The organism is Arthrobacter globiformis, from assembly GCF_046536215.2.
Taxonomy (GTDB): Bacteria; Actinomycetota; Actinomycetes; order Actinomycetales; family Micrococcaceae; genus Arthrobacter; species Arthrobacter globiformis_E.
The window spans coordinates 3,868,929-3,887,029 of sequence record NZ_CM143421.1; the positions used below are offsets into that span (position 1 = coordinate 3,868,929).

Sequence of the window (18,101 nt, forward strand, 5' to 3'; positions counted from 1 at the left end):
TTCGTCGCCGGTGTTTTTACGTCTCGGCGTCGGGATCGGTGCCTGGCTGCGGGCCGGCACCGCGGGAGCGGGCGCGTTGCAGCTGAAGGCGGAGCCGGGCGTTGTCCAGCTCCAGTTCCAGCACCTTGGCCACGCCCGCCAGATTGAGGCCGTCATCCAGGAGTTCAGCGATGCGGCGCAGGACCGCAAGGTCGGCGTCGCTGTACTGGCGCGTGCCGCCGTCGGTCCTTTCGGGGGTCAGCAGGCCGCGGCGTTCATAGAGCCGGATGTTTTGCTGGCCGGTTCCCACGAGCTCCGCCACCACGGAAATGGCGTATAACCCGCGACCGGCGCTGCCCCGGTTGGCCATGTGAGTCCCCGTTCGGATTTCCTGGATTTTCCTCTTGCCCCAGTTTGTCACTGGTGCTATAAAAAATCTATATCCATCACCATAGATATGAGCTGGTGGGTAGCCATAAAACCTACATGCTGAAGGGAGTGGGAAATGATGCTAATCCGTACTGACCCGTTCCGTGAGCTGGACCGGCTCACCCAGCAGGTGTTCGGAACAGCAGCCCGTCCGGCAGCCATGCCGATGGATGCGTGGCAGGAAGACGGGGAATTCGTGGTGGCCTTTGACCTGCCCGGCATCTCGCCTGACGCCGTGGACCTGAACGTCGAGAGGAATGTCCTCACCGTCCGGGCAGAACGCCGGGATGCCACCCAGCCCAACGTTGAACTGGTGGTCTCCGAGCGGCCGCGCGGCGTCTTCAGCCGCCAGCTCATTCTCGGCGACACCCTGGACGCAGACAACATCAAGGCCAGCTACGATCTTGGCGTGCTGACACTGCGGATCCCGGTTGCCGAGCAGGCTAAGCCGCGGAAGATCGAGATCGAAAGCAAGGGCCAGCTGCACCAGATCGAGACGTAGCCGGCCGGCGCGCAGACAGGGCGACCTGCGGGGTTCCAGCCGGAACCCCGCAGGCCGCCCGGGCCGCGGCAACCAGCAACGCAACTGCAACAGGCTTCAGCGATGACAAGCCCCTCACCGGATTACTATGCCGTGCTGCGGATTCCGCGCGGCGCGACGCAGCAGGAAATCGCCCGCGCCTATCGTGCCCTGATGCGCCGCCACCACCCGGATGTCGCCAGCGGTGACGCGGTGCCGGCCGAACTGCAACCGATCATGGAGGCTTTCGCCGTGCTCCGGGATCCGCAGCGCCGCGCCGCCTACGACGCCGAGTTTCCCGGTACTCCAAGTGCCGCCGGCGACTCCGCCAGGCAACCACAAGACATTCCGGTCCGCGTAGTCCGGCCCCGGGAGCCGCCGTTTCGTGTCACCCCTGTCCGGTGGGAGAGCGGACCGTGGGCCTGATAACCGATCCGAAGTTCAGAGGAGAACCATGGCCATGAGTGATTGGCGCCGCTACGACTCCCACCTGATCCCGGCCTTCCACGAGCGCTTCGAACAACGCTGGGGCAAGGGTACAGCCCCGTTCCTGGATCCAGAGGCCCACGAGGAGCCGCTTCCGCGCGCGCAGTGGATCAATCCCACAACCGGTGCTGCCTTGGCCGTCGTTCCCATCTGGTCGGACGACGACCACCAGCACCGCACCTTTGGGGTCTTTTACCTGCCTCCGGCCGGGGACATCTGGGTGCTTCGCCCGGGCCTGACCGGCTTCCTCGAACCGGGCGAGGACGGCTCCGCTAACCTGGTGGCTTTGCTCAACGACGCCTTCCGCAAAGCCGTATCCCACGCCAACGAATTCCTCTTCGGCCCGCCGCCGCTGGTGGACTGATATGTAGCTTCAGTTGTCAAGAGGCATAGATGAGCGGCTCCCGGACTTGGTTCCGGGGGCCGCTCATCCTGTGCGGTCCGGTCTGGTGGGGTGTGCGGTGGCGGGTCTTGTGTCGACTGGGCAGTGTCAGACTGATATTCGCGGGTTGGGTACCGCATGACGATGTGTTCGGCCGGGAGCGTTATCGGTGTCTAAGGTCGAGCGTCGACGGTTGGATCCGCCTGCTCATAGTCCATTCTCGAGTTGGCTCCGGTTGCTTGCCAGCGCATTTCCACCGTTTTCGGAGGCACGTTCTGGTCAGGGTTCTGCCATGGGTTGCCTTTGCTGGAGCGGGGTGGCCAGTGACCAGCACCAGCCTGCCAACTCGCGGGCGATTGCGGTGTTGGCCTTCACTGACATCTTGTGGCGGTGATCGAAGGCTTCCCATTTGTGATGCAGCCGGTGGTTTCCTTCCAGGGCGCGGATGCGGGTTGCCGGGGCGACGAGCTCCAGCTGGCGCAGCAGCCGTTCCCCGGGCCGGGCGTAGGGGCGTCGGTGCTGCCAGGCTGCCTCGATCAGGAGTTTGCGGGCGTAGGTGTTCCCGGCCTTGGTGATCGGGCCTTGGTGGCGTGACGGGCCGGAGGACTCTTCGCTGGGAACCAGGCCGAGATAGGACCCGATGGTCGAGCCGGTGAAGCGGGTCCAGTCGCCGATCTCCACGGCCAGCCCGAAGGCGGTCGTGAGCTGGATGCCACGAAGGCACATCAGGGCGGCAATCACTGGAGCATAGCGGCACGCACCGGCAGTGGCGGCGACCTGTTTGTCGATGCGTGCCAGGTGCGCGGCGAGCAGCTCGGCTTGCTCGACATCGGCCTCGTAGGTGAACTGAAGCGCCGGTTCGTCAAAGTGCTGGCGGTGCAGCCAAAGACGGTGTTCTTTTGTCCACCGGGTGGCTTTCGGATAGCGGATGCCGTGGCGCAAGAGGATGGCGTTCACGTGCTGGCGGGCGTGCGCGAGGTCCCTGGCCGCACCGGAGCGCAGCCGCGACAGATCCCGCAGGGACTCTTCGTCAGGGTCCGGGATGCGGACCTCGGTGACCGAACCGACCGCGAGCATTTCGGCCAGCACCCTGGCGTCCCGCCGGTCGGTTTTCACCCGGTCCCCGGGTGCGCGCAGCAGCTTCGAGGATGCTGCGACCACGCAATTGATCCCCGCAACCCGCAGATGGCGTGCCAGGACAAACCCTGTCGGGCCCGATTCGTAGACGACCTTGACGGGCGGCTCGAACCGACTGACCCACTCCAGCACCACGGCCGGGTCAGGCGCCATGGTATGCCGTGTGATCTCACCAGTGTCCGGGTTCAATGCGTGCCCAACGACGTTGACCGCGTGAACATCAAGACCAATGAAAGTATGCTCGAACATAGCCGGGACCTCCCAACCTCACATGTGGCACTACCATTGCACCCCGCAGCAGCTTCGCAGGCCACGGGAGCCGCTAATGGCAACCCACGGACGCTGTGAAACAGAAGGCCCCGGCCCCTCGTACTCCTGCCAGAACCTGCCCGTCCCGGGATAAAGGACATCACCGCCGGGAACAGGCCCTGCAGCGCCACCCTCTCGGAACATGGCACCGACCCACATCAAGCTGGCGCTGCAGGACCGCCCGGCGATAATGGCCGGCCCGGACGTGTAGGACCCCGACCACACTTCATATCGTCTAACCCGGTCCGGTGAAGCCGACGCCGCCAAAGTCGGGCCCGGGGAAGAAGCCCGGCCCGCCAAAGCCCGGTCCCGGGAAGCCGGGGCCGCCGAAACCGCCCTGCCCGTCCCCGCCGCCGGCGGGGCCGCTGCCCAGCAGGCTTCTGGTGAGGGTCTCGCCGTCGGCCATCAGTTCCTCCACCGCCTCAAGCAGGTGGCCGTCCGAGACGGGGGCACCGTCCAGTGCGGCACGCACGACGGCCCGGCGGACCAGTTCGCGCGCGAATGACGCCGTGGTTCCCTCGGTGCGGGCGGCCGCGTCCCGGACGGCGTCCGGGCTGAACGGTATACCGCGCCCATAAAGCGTCACGAGCCCGATGCGCTCATCCAGGGCGGGAAGCGGAATGTCGACGGCCAGGTCAACGCGGCCTGGGCGCTGGGCGAGGGCCCGCTCGAGCATGTCCACGCGGTTGGTGGTGAGGACGAACGCGACGTCGGCGTCGTGGTCCAGCCCGTCCATGGCATCGAGGACCTCGAACAGCAGCGGCTGCGGCCCGTGCCCGAAGCTCCGGTCCTCCGCGATCAGGTCGCAGTCCTCAAGCACCACGATGGACGGCTGCAGCGCGCGGGCCATGGCGGCCGCCTCGGAAATCCTGGCCAGGGACCCTCCGGACAGCAGGACCGCCGTGATGCCGGCGCTCTGGCTCAGCAGGTACCGCACCGTGTGGGTCTTGCCCGTGCCGGGTTGGCCATACAGCAGGATGCCCCGCTTGAGGTGCTGGCCGTATTCCTTCAGCGACTCCCGGTGCTCGGCGATGCCCAGGGCGTGATCGGCCACCTTCTGGAGCAGCCCCTGCGGCAGGATGACGTCGGCAGCAGTGAGTTCCGGCCGTGCATGGAACGTCACGCCGCCGCTGCTGGGCCCGTACTCGCCCATGACCAGCGAAATGACCTGGCCTTTCAGGATGCTGCCGCGCTGCATCCGCCTGCCGAACTCGGCCAGGAAGTCCGCCGCGTTCTTTGCATCCGCAGCCAGGACCTCGAGGCAGGCCGTTTGCCGGCCGTAGCGCGGCGCCGCGTCACGCTGCAGGACGGCAACCGGGCTGCCCGCGTGCCGGAAGAGCCACAGTCCCAGGGCCACGGCCTGCCGCTGTTCGTCCGGGCCCACCGCGAGGTTGATGTAATCGGGCTGGGACAGCGGGAACTGGGGGAAGAACTGCGACTGCTGGAGCATGTCGCTCAGGGACTGGTGGTGCCGCTGGTCACCACCGCCGATGCCCACCAGCCGGAACCCAGGATCCTCGCCGGCGAGTTCGGCCATCAGGATGTCTGCGTCGACGAACCGGTGCGCCGGGACCTCCTCCACCACCACCGCGAGTGATTCGGCCGGCACGGCCAGATGTTCGGTGATGGTTGTCAGCAGCTGCGTGCCGGCCTTGACGCGGTGCTGGCCCGACTGTGCGATTTCCACCAGCTGTGCGAAATTGTCGATGAACTTCCCCAATTTTTCATCCATGCCGCCGACCCTACCAGCGGCCGTCAAGGTCCCCTCGTCAGCGGCCCCGGCCTGTGTCATTCTGGGAGGTACGCAGTCCGGAGGTGCCGCAGCCTGGAGCTGCCGCAATCCTCCCGAGCTGCCGAAGGACCGGAGCCGTCGAAGGAGAAGGCCATGTTTGCGCCCAAGGATTCGTTTTCCAGCTTCAGCGTTGACGACGTGGCGCGCGCCAGGGAGTTCTACGGGCAGACGCTGGGCCTGTCCGTGTCCGATGGCGCGATGGGCACACTGGAGCTGTCCATGCCCGAGGGCCACACGATTTTTGTCTACCCCAAGGACAACCACGAGCCGGCCACCTTCACCGTCCTGAACCTGGTAGTGGACGACGTCGAGGCAGCCGTTGATGAGCTCAACGCGGCCGGCGTGCAGACCAAGATCTACGACGATCCCGGCCTGCCCACGGACGACAAAGGAATTGCCCGCGGGATGGGCCCGGACATCGCCTGGTTCAAGGACCCGGCCGGCAACGTGATTTCGGTGATCAATCCGGGCAGCGCCGGCACGGACAGCGCCGCGCCCTGAGCGGTAGAATCCGGCAATCTGAAGTTTCGGCCCACCGGCCTTTCACAACGTCACAGAGGTCCAGCGATGCATCCTTCCGCCAAAGACTTGGCCGCCATGGTTCCGACCGGCTTCACCCTGGGCGTGGCCACCGCCGCGTTCCAGATCGAAGGTGCACTCGAAGAGGACGGCCGCGGACCCGCCGGCTGGGACGTCTTTGCAGCCAGGCCCGGGACGATCGTGGACGGCCACAGCCCCGCCGTGGCGTGCGACCACTACCACCGCATGCCGCAGGACGTGGCCCTGATGAAGGAACTGGGCATCGACTCCTACCGGTTCTCGCTCGCGTGGCCGCGGATCCAGCCGGACGGGCGCGGGGCGGTGAACCGGGCCGGCCTGGACTTCTACGACCGGCTGCTGGATGAGCTGCTGGCCAACGGAATTTCGCCCATGGTCACGCTCTACCACTGGGACACGCCGCTGGCCCTCGATGAGGACGGCGGCTGGCTCAACCGCGACACCGCCTACCGGCTGGGGGAGTTCGCCGCCATCGCCGCTGCCGCATACGGCGACCGCGTGGCCCGCTGGGTGACCATCAACGAGCCCGCCACCGTGACCACCAACGGCTACGCCCTGGGCCTGCACTCCCCGGGGAAGGCCGACTTCGCCAACGGCCTGCCCACCGTGCACCACCAGCTGCTGGGCCACGGCCTGGCCCTGCAGGCATTGCGGGCCGCGAAGGTGCCCGGCGAAATCGGCATGACCAACGTGTACTCGCCCGTGGTGGCCCACTCCGGCAACCCTCTCGACTGGATGAGCGCCGGAGCGATGGACATTGCGCAGAACCGGCTTTATGCGGACCCGGTGCTCACCGGGAAATATCCTGACCTCATTCGCCTCGGGAAGTTCTTTTCGTCCTTCGACCATCCGGACGAGGACATGGCCATCATTTCCCAGCCGCTGGATTTCTACGGCCTCAACTACTACATGCCCACCCGGGTGGCGGCCGGCGGCGGCGACAGCCCCGTCCCGGCGGCCATGGCGGAGGCGATGGGGGACGACCTCAGGGACGCCACGCCCGGTGCCCCGCTGCACATCGAGCCATGGCCGGACACCGAAACCACTGCCTACGGGTGGCCCGTGAAGCCGGAGTACATGGCCGTCGCACTCAAGGAAATGGCCGAACGGTACCCGAATCTTCCGCCCGTCATCATCACCGAAGGCGGGGCGAGCTTCGTGGACGTCAAAGTCCGCGACAAGTCCACCAACCAGACCTTCATCCCGGACGAGCGGCGGCTCCGCTACCTCTCCGACCACATCGGCACCGCCCTCCGTGCCACGGCCCCCGGCGGCGAGGCCGAACGGATCGACCTGCGCGGCTATTACGTCTGGTCATTCATGGACAACTTCGAATGGTCGGGCGGCTACAAGCAGCCGTTCGGCCTGGTCCACGTGGATTTCGAGACCCAGGCGCGCACGCCGAAGGCCTCGTTCTACTGGTTCCAGGAACTCCAGGAGGAACGGAAGCTGGCAGCCTCGGCGGATGCCGCCGTCGCCGCCGCGGCAGCCGGGCCGGACAGCGCTGTGGCTGAGGGCATGCTGACAGACGCCGGGATGTCCGACGGCGGCGCGCCCGACGGCGGACCGGTCACCTAGGCGGACCGGTCACCAGTTCGTGCAGCTAGAGCAGTTCGAGTCGCCGGAGCTGGCGGGCTATGCCGGCGCCGTCGGGGGAGTAGATCCACGGCACCGTTGAAGCGCTGTGGTCCCCGTCCTCGGAGTGGCCGCCGGCGAAGACGGCCTCGCTCACTGACAGCTGCCGGATGGCGATGGCCGCGACCTTGTCCGCGTTGTGCTGCGTGAACTGCGAGTAGATCTGCTCGTCGTGCTGGCCGTTGTCGCCGATCAGCAGCCAGCGCATGTGCGGGAATTCCGCCGCCAGCCGCTCAAGGTTGCGGCGCTTGTGCTCCTGGCCGCTGCGGAACCAGCGGTCCTGGGTCAGCCCCCAGTCCGTGAGCAGCAGCGGTCCTGCCGGATACATGTTCCGGGTCAGGAACCGTGCGAGCGTGGGCGCCGCGTTCCACGGGCCCGTTGAAAGATAGATGACCGGCGCGTCGGGATGCTCCACGGTGAGCCGGTCCAGCAGCACCGCCATCCCGGGGGTGGCCATCCTGGCCCGCTCGCTCAGCACAAAAGTGTTCCAAAGCGCCAGGAAGGGCCGGGGCAGTGCCGTGACCATGACAGTGTCGTCGATATCGGAGACGATGCCGAACTTGGTGTCCGGGGCAATGACGAAGATGCTGGCTTCCACCGGTTCGGTGCCCTCGCAGCGGAGGATGGCGGTGTGCCAGCCGGGCGAGAGGGACACCGGAATGTCGATGTCCACCAGTCCGCCGCGGTCGGCCTTGACCTTCGTGACCGTTCCGCCGATCTCGATTTCCACGTCCGAGCGGGGAATGGGGACGCTGGTGAAGGCGCGCCAGCCGCGCACATTCTCGGTGCCGTTCCGGGCGGCATGGTCGGCGCGGCTGCCGGGGACGGGCTTGCTGGCCAGCACGACGCGGCCCAAAACCCGGACCCACTCCGTGGACCCGTAGCCCTGGTAGGCGATGGTCTTGGGTTCGAACTTCCAGCGCCGGGCGACCTTCAGGCGCGCCGTGTTGATCGCATCGGATAGCCGGTGGGCCAGGCGGAAGACGCGCGTCCCTGACAAACTCGCCTCTGACAACGGTGATTCCTGTGACGCCATGTCCATGCCTTCACTCTGCCACAGGGCAGCGGCCCATGGGCTGCCCGCCTGCGCTCTGTTACTCGCCGTCTCCCAGCATGCCGCGCAGGGTGGCCGCATTCCGCACGGCGTTCCCGCCGCCGTCGTTGTTGAAGTACGCGAAGACGTCCCGGCCGGAGTTGCGCCACTCCCTGATCCTGTCCGCCCACCAGCCCAGTTCCTCGTCCGAGTAGGAGCCGCCATAGAGGTACTGGTGGTCCGGCCCGTGCAGCCTGACGTAGACGAACGGGGCGGTCGCCTGCAGGTTGCAGGGCAGATTGGCACCGCTCATGACGGTGTACGCGGCACCGTGCCGTTCCAGCAGCCCGTACACCTCCGGCTGCTCCCAGCTTGGGTGCCGGAACTCCACGGCCACCCGGATCCAGCCGGGCATGGCGCCGAGGAAATAGTCCAGGCGGGCGTCATCCCGCTCCATGCCGGGTGGCAGCTGGACCAGCAAGACCGCGCGCTTGTCGCCAAGCTCGTGCCAGCACCGCGAGATCCGCTCGATCCAGACTTCCGGGCCGTACAGCTTCTTGGCGTGGGTGAGCCCGCGTGGGGCTTTGACGGACAGGGCAAAACCGGGCGGCAGCCTGGTCCGCCAGCCGGCGAACGTGGTGTCCCGCGGCCAGCGGTAGAAGCTGGCGTTCAGCTCAACCGTGCTGAACCGTGCCACGTAGTGCTGCAGCCTGTCCCTGGTGGGAAGCCCTGGCGGGTACAGCACGTTTTCCCAGTGGTCGTAGCTCCAGCCGGACGTGCCGATGTGGATGTTCACCCGTCGGCCGTCAGTCGAAGTGGGTGGTCACGGTGCCGCCGCCGGCGGACTCCACGATGGCCGCGGCGACGTCGCGCAGCTTCAGGTTGCGCGTGCTCGACGCCGACTTGATGAGGTTGATGGCGTCCTCCTGGCTGCAGCGGTTCTGCGCGATGATGATCCCGACGGCGGTGTCGATGATGGTCCGTGACTCCATGGCCCGCTTCAGGTTGGCGGCGTTGTCGTTGCGCTGGGCGAGCAGGACCGCGAGCCGGAGGCCCTTGGAGGCCTGGCGGACATAGCTGATGGCGCTCTCCACGGCCCGGGGGTCAAAGACGTTCGGCTTCTCGGAGTACAGATTGAGCCCGGCCCGGGCGTCAGCGCCGGGCAGCTCGACCGGGACCGCCAGAACCGACCGGATGCCGTTTTTCAGCACGGTGTCGTTGTAATCCGGGAACTCGGTGTCGAGTTCAAAGTCCGGAACATGGACCAGGACGCCCTCCCGGCAGGAGCGGAGGCACGGGCCGTCGCCGAACTGATACTGGATTTCGTCCAGGGCCTGGGCGTGCTCGCCGCTGCTGGCCACGGTGGCCGCCGAACGGTGCCGCAGGAGGGTGATGCCGCAATAGATCTGGCCGCGCGGACCGGACATGCTCTCGGCGGAGAACCGTGCCAGTTCGTCGAGGAAATCCTGCACGTCCTGGGTGTCCAGCAGCATGTCCTGGACGCGCCCCACCACGTCGGCTTCGTTCACGGGACTATCCACGCAAGGCTCCACTTCCGCCCCCGTGCCGGCGCCGCCGGGGACGGGCAATGCCGGCTGCTACGGCTGGCTGGGTAATGCTGACTGGGTCCGGCGGCCGCTCCGCCTAACTTCAGGCTACACCCGGGCACCTCTCGTGCAGCGGGGCCTGCTGTGGCACTGTAAGGGCATGGTACGCATTGAGGATTATGCGGTGGTCGGGGATCTGCACACGGCAGCCCTGGTCAGCACTGAAGGGTCGATTGACTGGCTGTGCCTGCCGCGGTTCGATTCGCCGGCCTGCTTCAATGCGCTCCTGGACACCCCCGAGGCGGGACGCTGGCTCTTGGCCCCGGCGGCCGGGGGCGGCTGCACGCGCCGCCGCTACCGCCGTCATACCCTCATCCTGGAAACCGAGTGGGAAACCGACGACGGCGCCGTCCGGGTCATCGACTTCATGCCGCCCCGCGACGAGGTGGCGGACATCGTCCGGATCGTCGTGGGGCTGCACGGACACGTCAGGATGAGAAGCGAACTCGCCCTGCGGTTCGACTACGGCCACATCATGCCCTGGGTGCGCCGGGACAGCCACGGCCTCCATGCCATCGCCGGGCCGGACTCTGCCTACCTGGTGACCACCGCCCCGCTGCGCGGCGAACGCATGCACACCGTCAGCGACTTCACCGTGAAGGCCGGAGAGCGGGTGCCGTTCGTGCTGACGTGGGCGCCCAGCCATGTCCGCCGGCCCCGGTCCGTGGACGCCGAGGAAGTCCTTGACTCCACCGAACGGTTCTGGCGGGAATGGACGGACAAATGCAAGGTGTCCGGGCCGTACAAGGACGCCGTGCAGCGCTCACTTATCACCCTCAAGGCCCTCACCTACGCGCCCACCGGAGGGATCGTTGCGGCCGTGACCACATCGCTGCCCGAGCAACTGGGCGGTCCCCGGAACTGGGACTACCGCTTCTGCTGGCTCCGCGATGCCACGCTGACGCTGCAGGCCCTGCTCGCCGCCGGCTACACCTCCGAGGCGGCGGCCTGGCGCGACTGGCTGCTGCGGGCCGTGGCGGGGGACCCGGCCGACCTGCAGATCATGTACGGAATCCACGGCGAACGCAGGCTGCCGGAGCTGGAGCTGCCCTGGCTGGCCGGCTACGAGAATTCGGCGCCGGTCCGGGTGGGCAACGCGGCGGCGGGACAGCTGCAGCTGGATGTCTGGGGTGAGGTGCTGGACTGCCTTGCCCTGACCCGCAACTCCCTGCTGAAGCACACGGACGAAGCCTGGGACGTCCAGGTGGCGCTGATGGAATACCTCGAGGGCGCCTGGGACCAGCCGGACAACGGGCTGTGGGAGATGCGCGGCCCGCGCCGCCATTTCACCCACTCCAAGGTGATGGCATGGGTGGCTGCGGACCGGATGGTCAAAGGTGTCCGGGATTCGGGGCTTCCCGGTCCCGCGGACCGGTGGGAGGCGCTCCGCGACACGATCCATGCCGAAGTCATGGAGAACGGCTTTGACCCCGGCAGGAACACGTTCACGCAGAGCTATGGCCGGCCTGAACTTGATGCCAGCCTGCTCCTCATTCCCCGTGTGGGCTTCCTCCCGCCCGACGACCCCCGGGTGGTCGGCACCATCGAAGCCATCCAGCGGGAACTGACGGAGGACGGGTTCGTGCTCCGGTACCGGCCCCAGGTGAGCGACGACGGCCTGCCGGGGGGAGAGGGAGTCTTCCTCGCCTGCTCCTTCTGGCTCGTGGAGGCGCTGCTAGGGGCGGGGCGGCGCAGGGAAGCCACGGAACTGTTCGAGCGGCTGCTGTCGCTGCGCAACGACGTCGGCCTACTGAGTGAGGAATGGGGCGTCCAGAGCGGCCGGCACCTGGGGAACACCCCGCAGGCGTTCAGCCACTTCGCGCTGGTGACCAGCGCCCTGGAGCTGAACCAGCGGCGGCCCCGCCGGAGCGACAAGCCGCTTCCCTCGAAGGCCGCTGCCGGCTGATGCCGCTCGCCTCCGGCGTTAGGTAAGTATACTTACTAAACACGTCACCGAAGGGTGAAGAAGGAGGAGAGCCAAATGTCTGGATATTTCGAGTTGGTGGACGCTCCCGACGGCGGGTACAGGATCCGGCTGCTGGACGGAACGGGGGCACTGATGGCGGTGTCCGTCACGTTTCCGACCAAGCGTGCAGCCGTTGCCGGGGTCGCCCAGGCCAGGGAAATTGCCGGTACCGGCCTGATCCGCGACCTCTGCAAGGACGCAGTGCGGCGCCCCGCCCCGAAGCGCCATGGAAAACCGGCACGAAAGCCGGTGAAGCCGGCGGTGGGCGTCGGCTACGGATCACCGAAAGCCGTGGCTGACCGGGTGCCCGCGGCTCCCCGGGTGCCTGCACCGCTGCTGGCGAAGCGCTGAGGCCGGTGGACGGGCCGGATCAGGCGGGCGGGCCGGAGCCGGTGGCCGGGCGGAAGGGTGTCTTGTTCGATGTTGACGGGACGCTGATCGATTCGGCCTACATCCACACCCTTGCCTGGTGGCAGGCGTTCCGCCAGTCGGGTTTCGACGTGCCCATGGCCCGGATCCACCGCTGCGTGGGGATGGGCGGGGCGCGCCTGGTGGACAGCCTGCTGCCGGACTCCCGGGACAAGGAAATTGACGAGGATATCCTGTCGGCCCATTCCGGGGTTTTCGGCACGTTCTGGCCGTCACTCCGCGCCCTCGACGGTGCCCGGGACCTGCTGGCCAGGTGCAGCCAGGGCGGGCTGGCAGTGGCGCTGGCCTCGTCCGCGAGGGAGCAGGATCTGAAAGCACTCCGCTCGGCCCTGTCGGCGGATGACTTCATCGACGCGGCGACGAGCTCCAACGATGCGGAAAACAGCAAGCCCGAGCCGGACATCTTGATTGCGGCGCTGAAGGCCGTGGGGGTTCAGGCCTCCGGGGCGGTCTATGTGGGGGATGCCGTGTGGGATGTCATGGCGGCCAGCAGGCTGGGCATGCCCACCATTGCCCTCACGTGCGGCGGCACCAGTGAGGCGGAATTGCGCGATGCAGGGGCCGTCGAGGTCTACGACGGTCCGCGGCAGCTGCTGGACAACCTGGGCCGCAGCGCGATCGGAAAGCTGCTCGAGGGATAGGGGGTTAGCGGGTCAGGCTTCGGCCGTGTCCACAGTGGATTCGGTGTTGGTGAACCCGCCGCCCCCGGGCTCGTCGGCGTAGGCGCCCTTGTTCCACGACACCGCGACGGCGACTGAGCCGTCGTCGTTCCTGACCACCTGGGTGAGCACTTCCGAAACCGCCGCCCCCATGGCGAGGATCTTCGCGCGGTAGGTGGTCACCAGTTCCTCGAGGCTGGCCTCCGTCCATTCGCCGGGACGCATGCGCGTGGAGATTTCCACCGGTTCGGGCTGGTAGAGCGACATGATGGGCGCCTTTCCTAGGGGGCAAGATCAGTTCCTACGCTAGGAGCGTTCTCCGGCCGAAACAAGAGAAAAGCAAGGATGCTTACTTTCCGGTTTTTGTAACCTGGAAAAATTGATAAGCATACTGACCTTCACATCGGCGCCGGATCGGGCTACGGTCGAAAGGACGCGACGTGCAGCGACAGGAAGGCATTCCATGAAGGCACTTACTTGGCAGGGCAAGCGCTCGGTGAGCGTGAAGGAAGTACCGGATCCCGTCATCCAGGAGCCCACGGATGCGATCGTGAGGATCACGTCATCGGCAATCTGCGGTTCTGACCTGCACCTGTACGAGGTGCTGGGCCCCTACATGCACAAGGACGATGTGCTGGGCCACGAACCCATGGGCATCGTGGAAGAGGTAGGAAGCGCAGTCACCAACCTGGCCAAGGGTGACCGCGTGGTCATTCCCTTCAACATTTCCTGCGGCCACTGCTACATGTGCTCGCAGGGCCTCCAGTCGCAGTGCGAAACCAGCCAGGTCCGGGAAAAGAACTCCGGCGCCGCGCTCTATGGCTACTCGGAACTCTACGGCTCCATTCCCGGCGGCCAGGCCGAGTACCTGCGGGTGCCGTTCGCTGACTACGGTCCCGTGAAGGTGGGGCAGGAGCTGCCCGACGAACGGTACCTGTTCCTTTCGGACATCCTCCCCACCGCCTGGCAGGCCGTGAAGTATGCCGACTCGCCGGCCGGCGGCACGCTGGCCGTCTTCGGGCTCGGTCCGGTGGGGCAGTTCGCCTCCCGTGTGGGCACCTACCTCGGCCAGCGGGTCATCGGTGTTGATCCCGTGCCGGAGCGCCGCGAGATGGCGGCGCGCCACGGCGTCGAGGTCCTGGACTATGCCAAAGGCATATCCGACGAACTGCGGGAAATGACCGGGGGAAGGGGCCCGGACGCGGTGGTGGACGCCGTCGGGATGGAAGCGCACGGCTCACCGGTGGCGGGATTCGCCCACCAGGCACTCGGCCTCCTCCCCGACAAGGTGGCGCAGAAGGCCATGGAAACCGCCGGCGTGGACCGGCTCGCCGTGGTCCACACCGCCATCGACTCGGTCCGGCGCGGGGGCACTGTTTCGCTGAGCGGTGTCTACGGCGGCACGGCGAGCCCCATGCCGCTGCTCACCATGTTCGACAAGCAGATCCAGCTGCGGATGGGCCAATGCAACGTCCGCCGGTGGACGGATGAGCTGCTTCCGCTGGTGGAGGACGACGCCGATCCGCTGGGCGTGATGGATCTGGTCACCCACACCGCGGGGCTGGCTGAGGCGCCTGAACTCTATGAAAAGTTCCAGAAGAAAGAGGACGGCTGTATCAAGGTGGTCCTCAAGCCCTGACGGGCTTTAGAGACGCCGGGCTTTAGCAGCGAGGTCCGGGACGGCGGCTGGCGGGCGACTCACCCGTCAGCCGCTTTCCGTTAAGGGCTGCCCTGTTCTTACTGGGTTTACTGCTCACGCCACTCGTGGCCGGTGATGTGGGAGCCGGCCTGCGGCCCCATCTGGAGCATCCCGCCGTCGACCGCCCAGGATGCCCCGGTGACATAGCTCGACGCCGGCGAGGCAAGGAATGCGATGACGGCGGCCACCTCCCGGGCGTCGCCGGGCCTGCCGAGGGGAACGCCGGGCCGGTCCTTGGTGTGGGGGTCCTCGTCGGTCTGACCCGTCATCGGCGTCGCGATTTCGCCGGGTGCCACGGAATTGGCCGTGATGCCGTGGCTGGCCAGCTCCAGCGCAATGGTCTTGATGAGGCCGCCCAGCCCGTGCTTGGACGCGTCGTACGCTGACGCGCCGACCCGCGGCTGCGTCTCGTGGACGCTGGTGACGGCGATGATCCGGCCGCCCCGCCCGGCGTCGACCATGCGGCGGGCGGCCGCCTGGATGCACAGGAAGGCGCCGTTCAGGTTGGTGTCCAGAGTCTTAGCCCAGGTCTCGTAATTCAGTTCGAGGAACCCGGTGCCGTCGCCCGTGCCGGAGTTGTTGACGAACACGTCCACGCCGCCCAGGTCCTCCGCGAGGCCGTCGATGACGCCGGCGCAGGTCAGCAGGTCGGTGGTATCCAGCTGCCGGACCACCGCATTCCGGCCCGCCGCCCGGACCTCCTCGGCCGTCCGCTCGGCACCTTCCCGGTCCGAATGCCAGGTGACGCCGACGTCCAGCCCCGCCTGTGCAAGTGCCACGGCGGTGGCGCGGCCGATCCCGGAATCGCTGCCGGTGACGATGGCTGTGCGGGGGGAGAATTCGGGCGAGAAGATCACGGTCCGTCCTTTCAGGTCCTCAGGCTGCCGCATCCACCACGCAGAAGCGGTTTCCGTCCGGGTCTTCCAGCACAACGAAGTCCGGGTCGTCCGGATAGGAGTCCCAGTCCACCCGGGACGCCCCGAGCTCGACGAGACGTTCCACCTCGGCGGCCTGGTCATCGGCGTAGAGATCGAGGTGAAGGCGAGGATGGGACTGCACCGGGGTCTCGCTGAGCATGAGGGCGAGCCGGGCGCCGTCGCCCTTCTGCGGGACCAGCACCACCCAGGTTTCGTCGCCGTCGTCCCGCGGGATGTAGCCGAGGGCATCGCACCAGAAAGCGGTGGCGCGGGCCACGTCGTCGACGCCAAGGACTGTCGTTCCGATCGTCAGCATGCCTTCATGCTTCCGCGCGACCAGTTGTGACGCAAGGGGTTTGGCTACGTTCACGTGGACGGAGGCGAAAACGCCGGAGACGCGCGAAACCGCCGGAAGCTTCCAGCGTGCGGGCAGGCTTCCGGCGGTTTCGGCGATGCGGGGATTGAGCTACGTCAGGCGGACCTGGCGGTTCATGTCCTTGTACAGCAGGTAGCGGAACTCGCCCGGGCCGCCCGCGTAGCAGGCCTGCGGGCAGAAGGCCCGCAGCCACATGAAGTCGCCGGCCTCCACCTCCACCCAGTCATTGTTGAGCAGGTACATGGCCTTGCCCTGGAGCACGTACAGGCCGTGCTCCATGACGTGGGTCTCGGGGAACGGGATCACACCGCCGGGCTGGAAGGTGACGATGTTGACCTGCATGTCGTGGGCCAGATCGCTGGAGTCCGTGAAGCGGGTGGTCTTCCAGACGCCGTCGGTGTCCGGCATCGCGGTGGGCTCAACGTCCTTCTCGTTGGTCACGAAGGACTTGGCCTCGTACCCCTCCAGCCGCTCGTACGCCTTCCGGATCCAGTGGAAGGAGACGATGTCGTCCGAGACGTTCTCCACGCCCCACTCCGAACCGGCGGCGAGATAAGCGTAGCCGCCCTCCTCGAGGAGGTGCAGTTCGCCGTCGAGCGTCAGGTTGAGCTTGCCCTTGGTGACGAAGACAACGCCTTCGACGCCTGCCTCGAACTCAGCCTTCGGTGCGCCGCCGCCCGGGGCGATCTCGACGATCAGCTGGGAGAACGTGGTGGCGAACCCGGAGATGGGTCGGGCGATGATCCAGGAGCGGGTGTTGGAGAAGCCCGGCAGGTTGGACGTGACGATGTCCGTCAGGACGCCCTTGGGGATGACCGTGTAGGCCTCCTTGACGATGGCCCGTTCCGTGGTGAGGTGGGTCTGCGGCGGCAGGCCGCCCTGCGGGTAGTAGTAGTTGCCCATCAGTGGATCCTTACTTTGATGTGGTCTGGGCCAGCCGTGGGTGGGCCAGTCCGGTGAGTTTGGGGATTGCGACGCCGGCCAGGGCCAGCACTTCCTCAGCACCGACTGCGCCGCACTGCACGCCGCGCAGCACGAACGCCGCAAGCGCGCGGGCCGTGGCCGGCTCGTCCATCACGCCGCCTTCCGTCTGCTCCACGTAGTTCCGCAGCCGGGCCGCCGCAGCCGGCAGGCCCTGGCGGTAGAAGGCATACGTTGCCGCGAAGCGGCTGGGCAGCTGGGCCGGGTGCAGGTCCCAGCCCTGGTAGTAGCCGCGCTCCAGGGAACGGCGCACCAGGCGGCCGTGCAGCTGCCACGCGTTTTCCACGTTGTCGCCCACGGGAATGATGTTGGTGGAACCGTCGGAGAGCCGGATGCCGGTGCCCGCCACCGCCAGCTGCATGACCTCCTTGGCGAAGTCGGCCACCGGGTGCTCCATCGACTGGTACTCCGCCGAGATCTGCAGGGAGGCCGAGTAGTCGTACGTGCCGTAGTGCAGGCCGCTGATCCGCCCGGGAACGGCATGCGGCAGCTGTGCCACCGGTGACGTCCCGTCCGGTCCGAGGATAAGCTGCGGCGTCTCCACCTGCACCTCGAACCGGAGCCGGCCGGACGGGAGCGAGTGGATCTCCTCGAGGCGAGAGACGGCGTAGTCCATCGCCTGCACCTGCGCCACGGTGGTGACCTTGGGCAGCGTCAGGACCAGGCCCTCGGGCAGTTCGCCCGCGGCGGCCAGGCCGGAGACGAACAGGTCCAGGGTGCGCAGCCCGCGGGCGCGGGTGGGCGCCTCGAAGCACTTGAACCGGATCCCGATGAACGGCGGCGCGGAGCCGGCCGAGACTGCGGCGGCCACGGCGGACGCCGCGGCAACGGCGGCGGCGTCCTCGGCGTCGTCGCCCCGGTCCCCGAACCCGTCCTCGAAGTCGAGCCGGAGGTCCTCGATCGGCTCGCTGCCCAGCTTCGCCTCCACCCGGGAAGCGACTGCCCCGGCGAGTTCGGCGTCCTGGCCCAGCAGCGAACCGAGCCGGGCCAGCCCGCCGTGGGCGGCCGCCGTCGCCAGGGCCTGGGTTCCCCAGTCGGCGGCGAGCGACGGCGTGAACCGGTCGGCGGGGACGTAGACGGTGTGGACCGGCTGGCGTGAGCCGTCGTCGCCCGGGTAGTTCTGCTCAAGCAGCCGGTCGGTGTCCGCCAGCTGCCCGTCGATCCGGGCCAGGTCGGCCGCGGTGAGCGATGCTTCGGGTACCGCCAT

General features: G+C 67.4%; 20 protein-coding genes. 9 read left to right on the forward strand and 11 right to left on the reverse strand.

What is annotated here, in order from left to right; genetic code table 11:
• Positions 1–16: 16 nt before the first annotated feature.
• Complete coding sequence (locus R5O87_RS17450) at positions 17–349, reverse strand: MerR family transcriptional regulator (protein ID WP_410556906.1); 333 nt, start codon at positions 347–349, stop codon at positions 17–19.
• A gap of 138 nt (positions 350–487) precedes the next feature.
• On the opposite strand from R5O87_RS17450, the gene R5O87_RS17455 reads away from it, so the two are divergent.
• The 3 genes from R5O87_RS17455 to R5O87_RS17465 all read left to right on the forward strand — a co-directional run bounded on the left by R5O87_RS17455 (position 488) and on the right by R5O87_RS17465 (position 1,778).
• Positions 488–910 (forward strand): Hsp20/alpha crystallin family protein, encoded by a 423-nt coding sequence (locus R5O87_RS17455; RefSeq protein ID WP_410556910.1) that lies wholly within the window; start codon positions 488–490, stop codon positions 908–910.
• 102 nt (positions 911–1,012) lie between these two features.
• Positions 1,013–1,354, forward strand: a complete 342-nt coding sequence (locus R5O87_RS17460) for a J domain-containing protein (protein WP_410556907.1) — start codon at positions 1,013–1,015, stop codon at positions 1,352–1,354.
• Positions 1,355–1,388: 34 nt separating this feature from the next.
• On the forward strand, positions 1,389–1,778 hold the full coding sequence (locus tag R5O87_RS17465; RefSeq protein ID WP_410556908.1) for a hypothetical protein: 390 nt from the start codon (positions 1,389–1,391) through the stop codon (positions 1,776–1,778).
• Between the two features lie 297 nt (positions 1,779–2,075).
• Here the strand turns inward: R5O87_RS17465 and R5O87_RS17470 are convergent, their stop codons facing one another.
• Entirely contained in the window at positions 2,076–3,182 is a 1,107-nt protein-coding gene (locus R5O87_RS17470) for an IS110 family RNA-guided transposase (protein WP_462836326.1), read from the reverse strand.
• 295 nt (positions 3,183–3,477) lie between these two features.
• On the reverse strand, positions 3,478–4,974 hold the full coding sequence (locus R5O87_RS17475) for an AAA family ATPase (protein ID WP_410554353.1): 1,497 nt from the start codon (positions 4,972–4,974) through the stop codon (positions 3,478–3,480).
• A 153-nt stretch (positions 4,975–5,127) separates the two neighbouring features.
• On the opposite strand from R5O87_RS17475, the gene R5O87_RS17480 reads away from it, so the two are divergent.
• Both R5O87_RS17480 and R5O87_RS17485 read left to right on the forward strand, forming a co-directional pair.
• Entirely contained in the window at positions 5,128–5,535 is a 408-nt protein-coding gene (locus R5O87_RS17480) for a VOC family protein (protein ID WP_410554352.1), read from the forward strand.
• A 66-nt stretch (positions 5,536–5,601) separates the two neighbouring features.
• A complete protein-coding gene (locus tag R5O87_RS17485) occupies positions 5,602–7,170 on the forward strand; it encodes a GH1 family beta-glucosidase (RefSeq protein WP_410554351.1) in 1,569 nt (522 codons plus the stop codon).
• Between the two features lie 25 nt (positions 7,171–7,195).
• On the opposite strand, the gene R5O87_RS17490 is transcribed toward R5O87_RS17485, so the two are convergent.
• The 3 genes from R5O87_RS17490 to R5O87_RS17500 are packed head-to-tail and all read right to left on the reverse strand — an operon-like array spanning position 7,196 to position 9,753.
• The gene (locus R5O87_RS17490) at positions 7,196–8,269 is read right to left on the reverse strand and encodes an App1 family protein (RefSeq protein ID WP_410554350.1); all 1,074 of its coding nucleotides are present in this window, start codon (positions 8,267–8,269) and stop codon (positions 7,196–7,198) included.
• A gap of 52 nt (positions 8,270–8,321) precedes the next feature.
• Positions 8,322–9,056 carry a DUF72 domain-containing protein gene (locus R5O87_RS17495; RefSeq protein ID WP_410554349.1) on the reverse strand — a complete coding sequence of 245 codons (735 nt, stop codon included), beginning with the start codon at positions 9,054–9,056 and terminating at the stop codon, positions 8,322–8,324.
• A gap of 10 nt (positions 9,057–9,066) precedes the next feature.
• Complete coding sequence (locus R5O87_RS17500; protein WP_410554567.1) at positions 9,067–9,753, reverse strand: GAF and ANTAR domain-containing protein; 687 nt, start codon at positions 9,751–9,753, stop codon at positions 9,067–9,069.
• Between the two features lie 214 nt (positions 9,754–9,967).
• Here R5O87_RS17500 and R5O87_RS17505 point away from each other — a divergent pair, with 214 nt between their 5' ends.
• The 3 genes from R5O87_RS17505 (at position 9,968) to R5O87_RS17515 (ending at position 12,903) form a co-directional block, all read left to right on the forward strand.
• Positions 9,968–11,773: a glycoside hydrolase family 15 protein gene (locus tag R5O87_RS17505; protein ID WP_410554348.1), complete on the forward strand. Its 1,806-nt coding sequence runs from the start codon at positions 9,968–9,970 to the stop codon at positions 11,771–11,773.
• A gap of 75 nt (positions 11,774–11,848) precedes the next feature.
• Positions 11,849–12,184 carry a YegP family protein gene (locus R5O87_RS17510; protein WP_410554347.1) on the forward strand — a complete coding sequence of 112 codons (336 nt, stop codon included), beginning with the start codon at positions 11,849–11,851 and terminating at the stop codon, positions 12,182–12,184.
• A 62-nt stretch (positions 12,185–12,246) separates the two neighbouring features.
• Positions 12,247–12,903, forward strand: coding sequence for an HAD family hydrolase (locus tag R5O87_RS17515; protein WP_410554346.1), 657 nt, complete (start codon positions 12,247–12,249; stop codon positions 12,901–12,903).
• 12 nt (positions 12,904–12,915) lie between these two features.
• Here the strand turns inward: R5O87_RS17515 and R5O87_RS17520 are convergent, their stop codons facing one another.
• On the reverse strand, positions 12,916–13,188 hold the full coding sequence (locus R5O87_RS17520; protein WP_410554345.1) for a hypothetical protein: 273 nt from the start codon (positions 13,186–13,188) through the stop codon (positions 12,916–12,918).
• Positions 13,189–13,384: 196 nt separating this feature from the next.
• Here R5O87_RS17520 and R5O87_RS17525 point away from each other — a divergent pair, with 196 nt between their 5' ends.
• Positions 13,385–14,560, forward strand: a complete 1,176-nt coding sequence (locus tag R5O87_RS17525; RefSeq protein ID WP_410554344.1) for a zinc-dependent alcohol dehydrogenase — start codon at positions 13,385–13,387, stop codon at positions 14,558–14,560.
• Positions 14,561–14,667: 107 nt separating this feature from the next.
• Here R5O87_RS17525 and R5O87_RS17530 read toward each other — a convergent pair whose 3' ends face one another.
• The 4 genes from R5O87_RS17530 to R5O87_RS17545 form a co-directional block, all read right to left on the reverse strand.
• Positions 14,668–15,477: an SDR family oxidoreductase gene (locus R5O87_RS17530; protein WP_410554343.1), complete on the reverse strand. Its 810-nt coding sequence runs from the start codon at positions 15,475–15,477 to the stop codon at positions 14,668–14,670.
• A 19-nt stretch (positions 15,478–15,496) separates the two neighbouring features.
• The gene (locus R5O87_RS17535) at positions 15,497–15,853 is read right to left on the reverse strand and encodes a VOC family protein (RefSeq protein WP_410554342.1); all 357 of its coding nucleotides are present in this window, start codon (positions 15,851–15,853) and stop codon (positions 15,497–15,499) included.
• A 150-nt stretch (positions 15,854–16,003) separates the two neighbouring features.
• Positions 16,004–16,816: a bifunctional allantoicase/(S)-ureidoglycine aminohydrolase gene (locus R5O87_RS17540; protein ID WP_410554341.1), complete on the reverse strand. Its 813-nt coding sequence runs from the start codon at positions 16,814–16,816 to the stop codon at positions 16,004–16,006.
• Positions 16,817–16,826: 10 nt separating this feature from the next.
• Complete coding sequence (locus R5O87_RS17545; RefSeq protein WP_410554340.1) at positions 16,827–18,101, reverse strand: DUF6986 family protein; 1,275 nt, start codon at positions 18,099–18,101, stop codon at positions 16,827–16,829.

Excerpts from the sequence above, each read along its gene's own strand:
- R5O87_RS17490 (WP_410554350.1), bottom strand. The coding sequence starts at position 8,269 with ATGGACATGGCGTCACAGGAATCACCGTTGTCAGAGGCGAGTTTGTCA.
- R5O87_RS17450 (WP_410556906.1), bottom strand. The coding sequence starts at position 349 with ATGGCCAACCGGGGCAGCGCCGGTCGCGGGTTATACGCCATTTCCGTG.
- R5O87_RS17505 (WP_410554348.1), top strand. The coding sequence starts at position 9,968 with ATGGTACGCATTGAGGATTATGCGGTGGTCGGGGATCTGCACACGGCA.
- R5O87_RS17480 (WP_410554352.1), top strand. The coding sequence starts at position 5,128 with ATGTTTGCGCCCAAGGATTCGTTTTCCAGCTTCAGCGTTGACGACGTG.
- R5O87_RS17460 (WP_410556907.1), top strand. The coding sequence starts at position 1,013 with ATGACAAGCCCCTCACCGGATTACTATGCCGTGCTGCGGATTCCGCGC.
- R5O87_RS17545 (WP_410554340.1), bottom strand. The coding sequence starts at position 18,101 with ATGGCGGTACCCGAAGCATCGCTCACCGCGGCCGACCTGGCCCGGATC.
- R5O87_RS17470 (WP_462836326.1), bottom strand. The coding sequence starts at position 3,182 with ATGTTCGAGCATACTTTCATTGGTCTTGATGTTCACGCGGTCAACGTC.
- R5O87_RS17540 (WP_410554341.1), bottom strand. The coding sequence starts at position 16,816 with ATGGGCAACTACTACTACCCGCAGGGCGGCCTGCCGCCGCAGACCCAC.
- R5O87_RS17525 (WP_410554344.1), top strand. The coding sequence starts at position 13,385 with ATGAAGGCACTTACTTGGCAGGGCAAGCGCTCGGTGAGCGTGAAGGAA.
- R5O87_RS17485 (WP_410554351.1), top strand. The coding sequence starts at position 5,602 with ATGCATCCTTCCGCCAAAGACTTGGCCGCCATGGTTCCGACCGGCTTC.
- R5O87_RS17475 (WP_410554353.1), bottom strand. The coding sequence starts at position 4,974 with ATGGATGAAAAATTGGGGAAGTTCATCGACAATTTCGCACAGCTGGTG.
- R5O87_RS17535 (WP_410554342.1), bottom strand. The coding sequence starts at position 15,853 with ATGCTGACGATCGGAACGACAGTCCTTGGCGTCGACGACGTGGCCCGC.
- R5O87_RS17500 (WP_410554567.1), bottom strand. The coding sequence starts at position 9,753 with ATGCTGCTGGACACCCAGGACGTGCAGGATTTCCTCGACGAACTGGCA.
- R5O87_RS17455 (WP_410556910.1), top strand. The coding sequence starts at position 488 with ATGCTAATCCGTACTGACCCGTTCCGTGAGCTGGACCGGCTCACCCAG.
- R5O87_RS17510 (WP_410554347.1), top strand. The coding sequence starts at position 11,849 with ATGTCTGGATATTTCGAGTTGGTGGACGCTCCCGACGGCGGGTACAGG.
- R5O87_RS17465 (WP_410556908.1), top strand. The coding sequence starts at position 1,389 with ATGAGTGATTGGCGCCGCTACGACTCCCACCTGATCCCGGCCTTCCAC.
- R5O87_RS17520 (WP_410554345.1), bottom strand. The coding sequence starts at position 13,188 with ATGTCGCTCTACCAGCCCGAACCGGTGGAAATCTCCACGCGCATGCGT.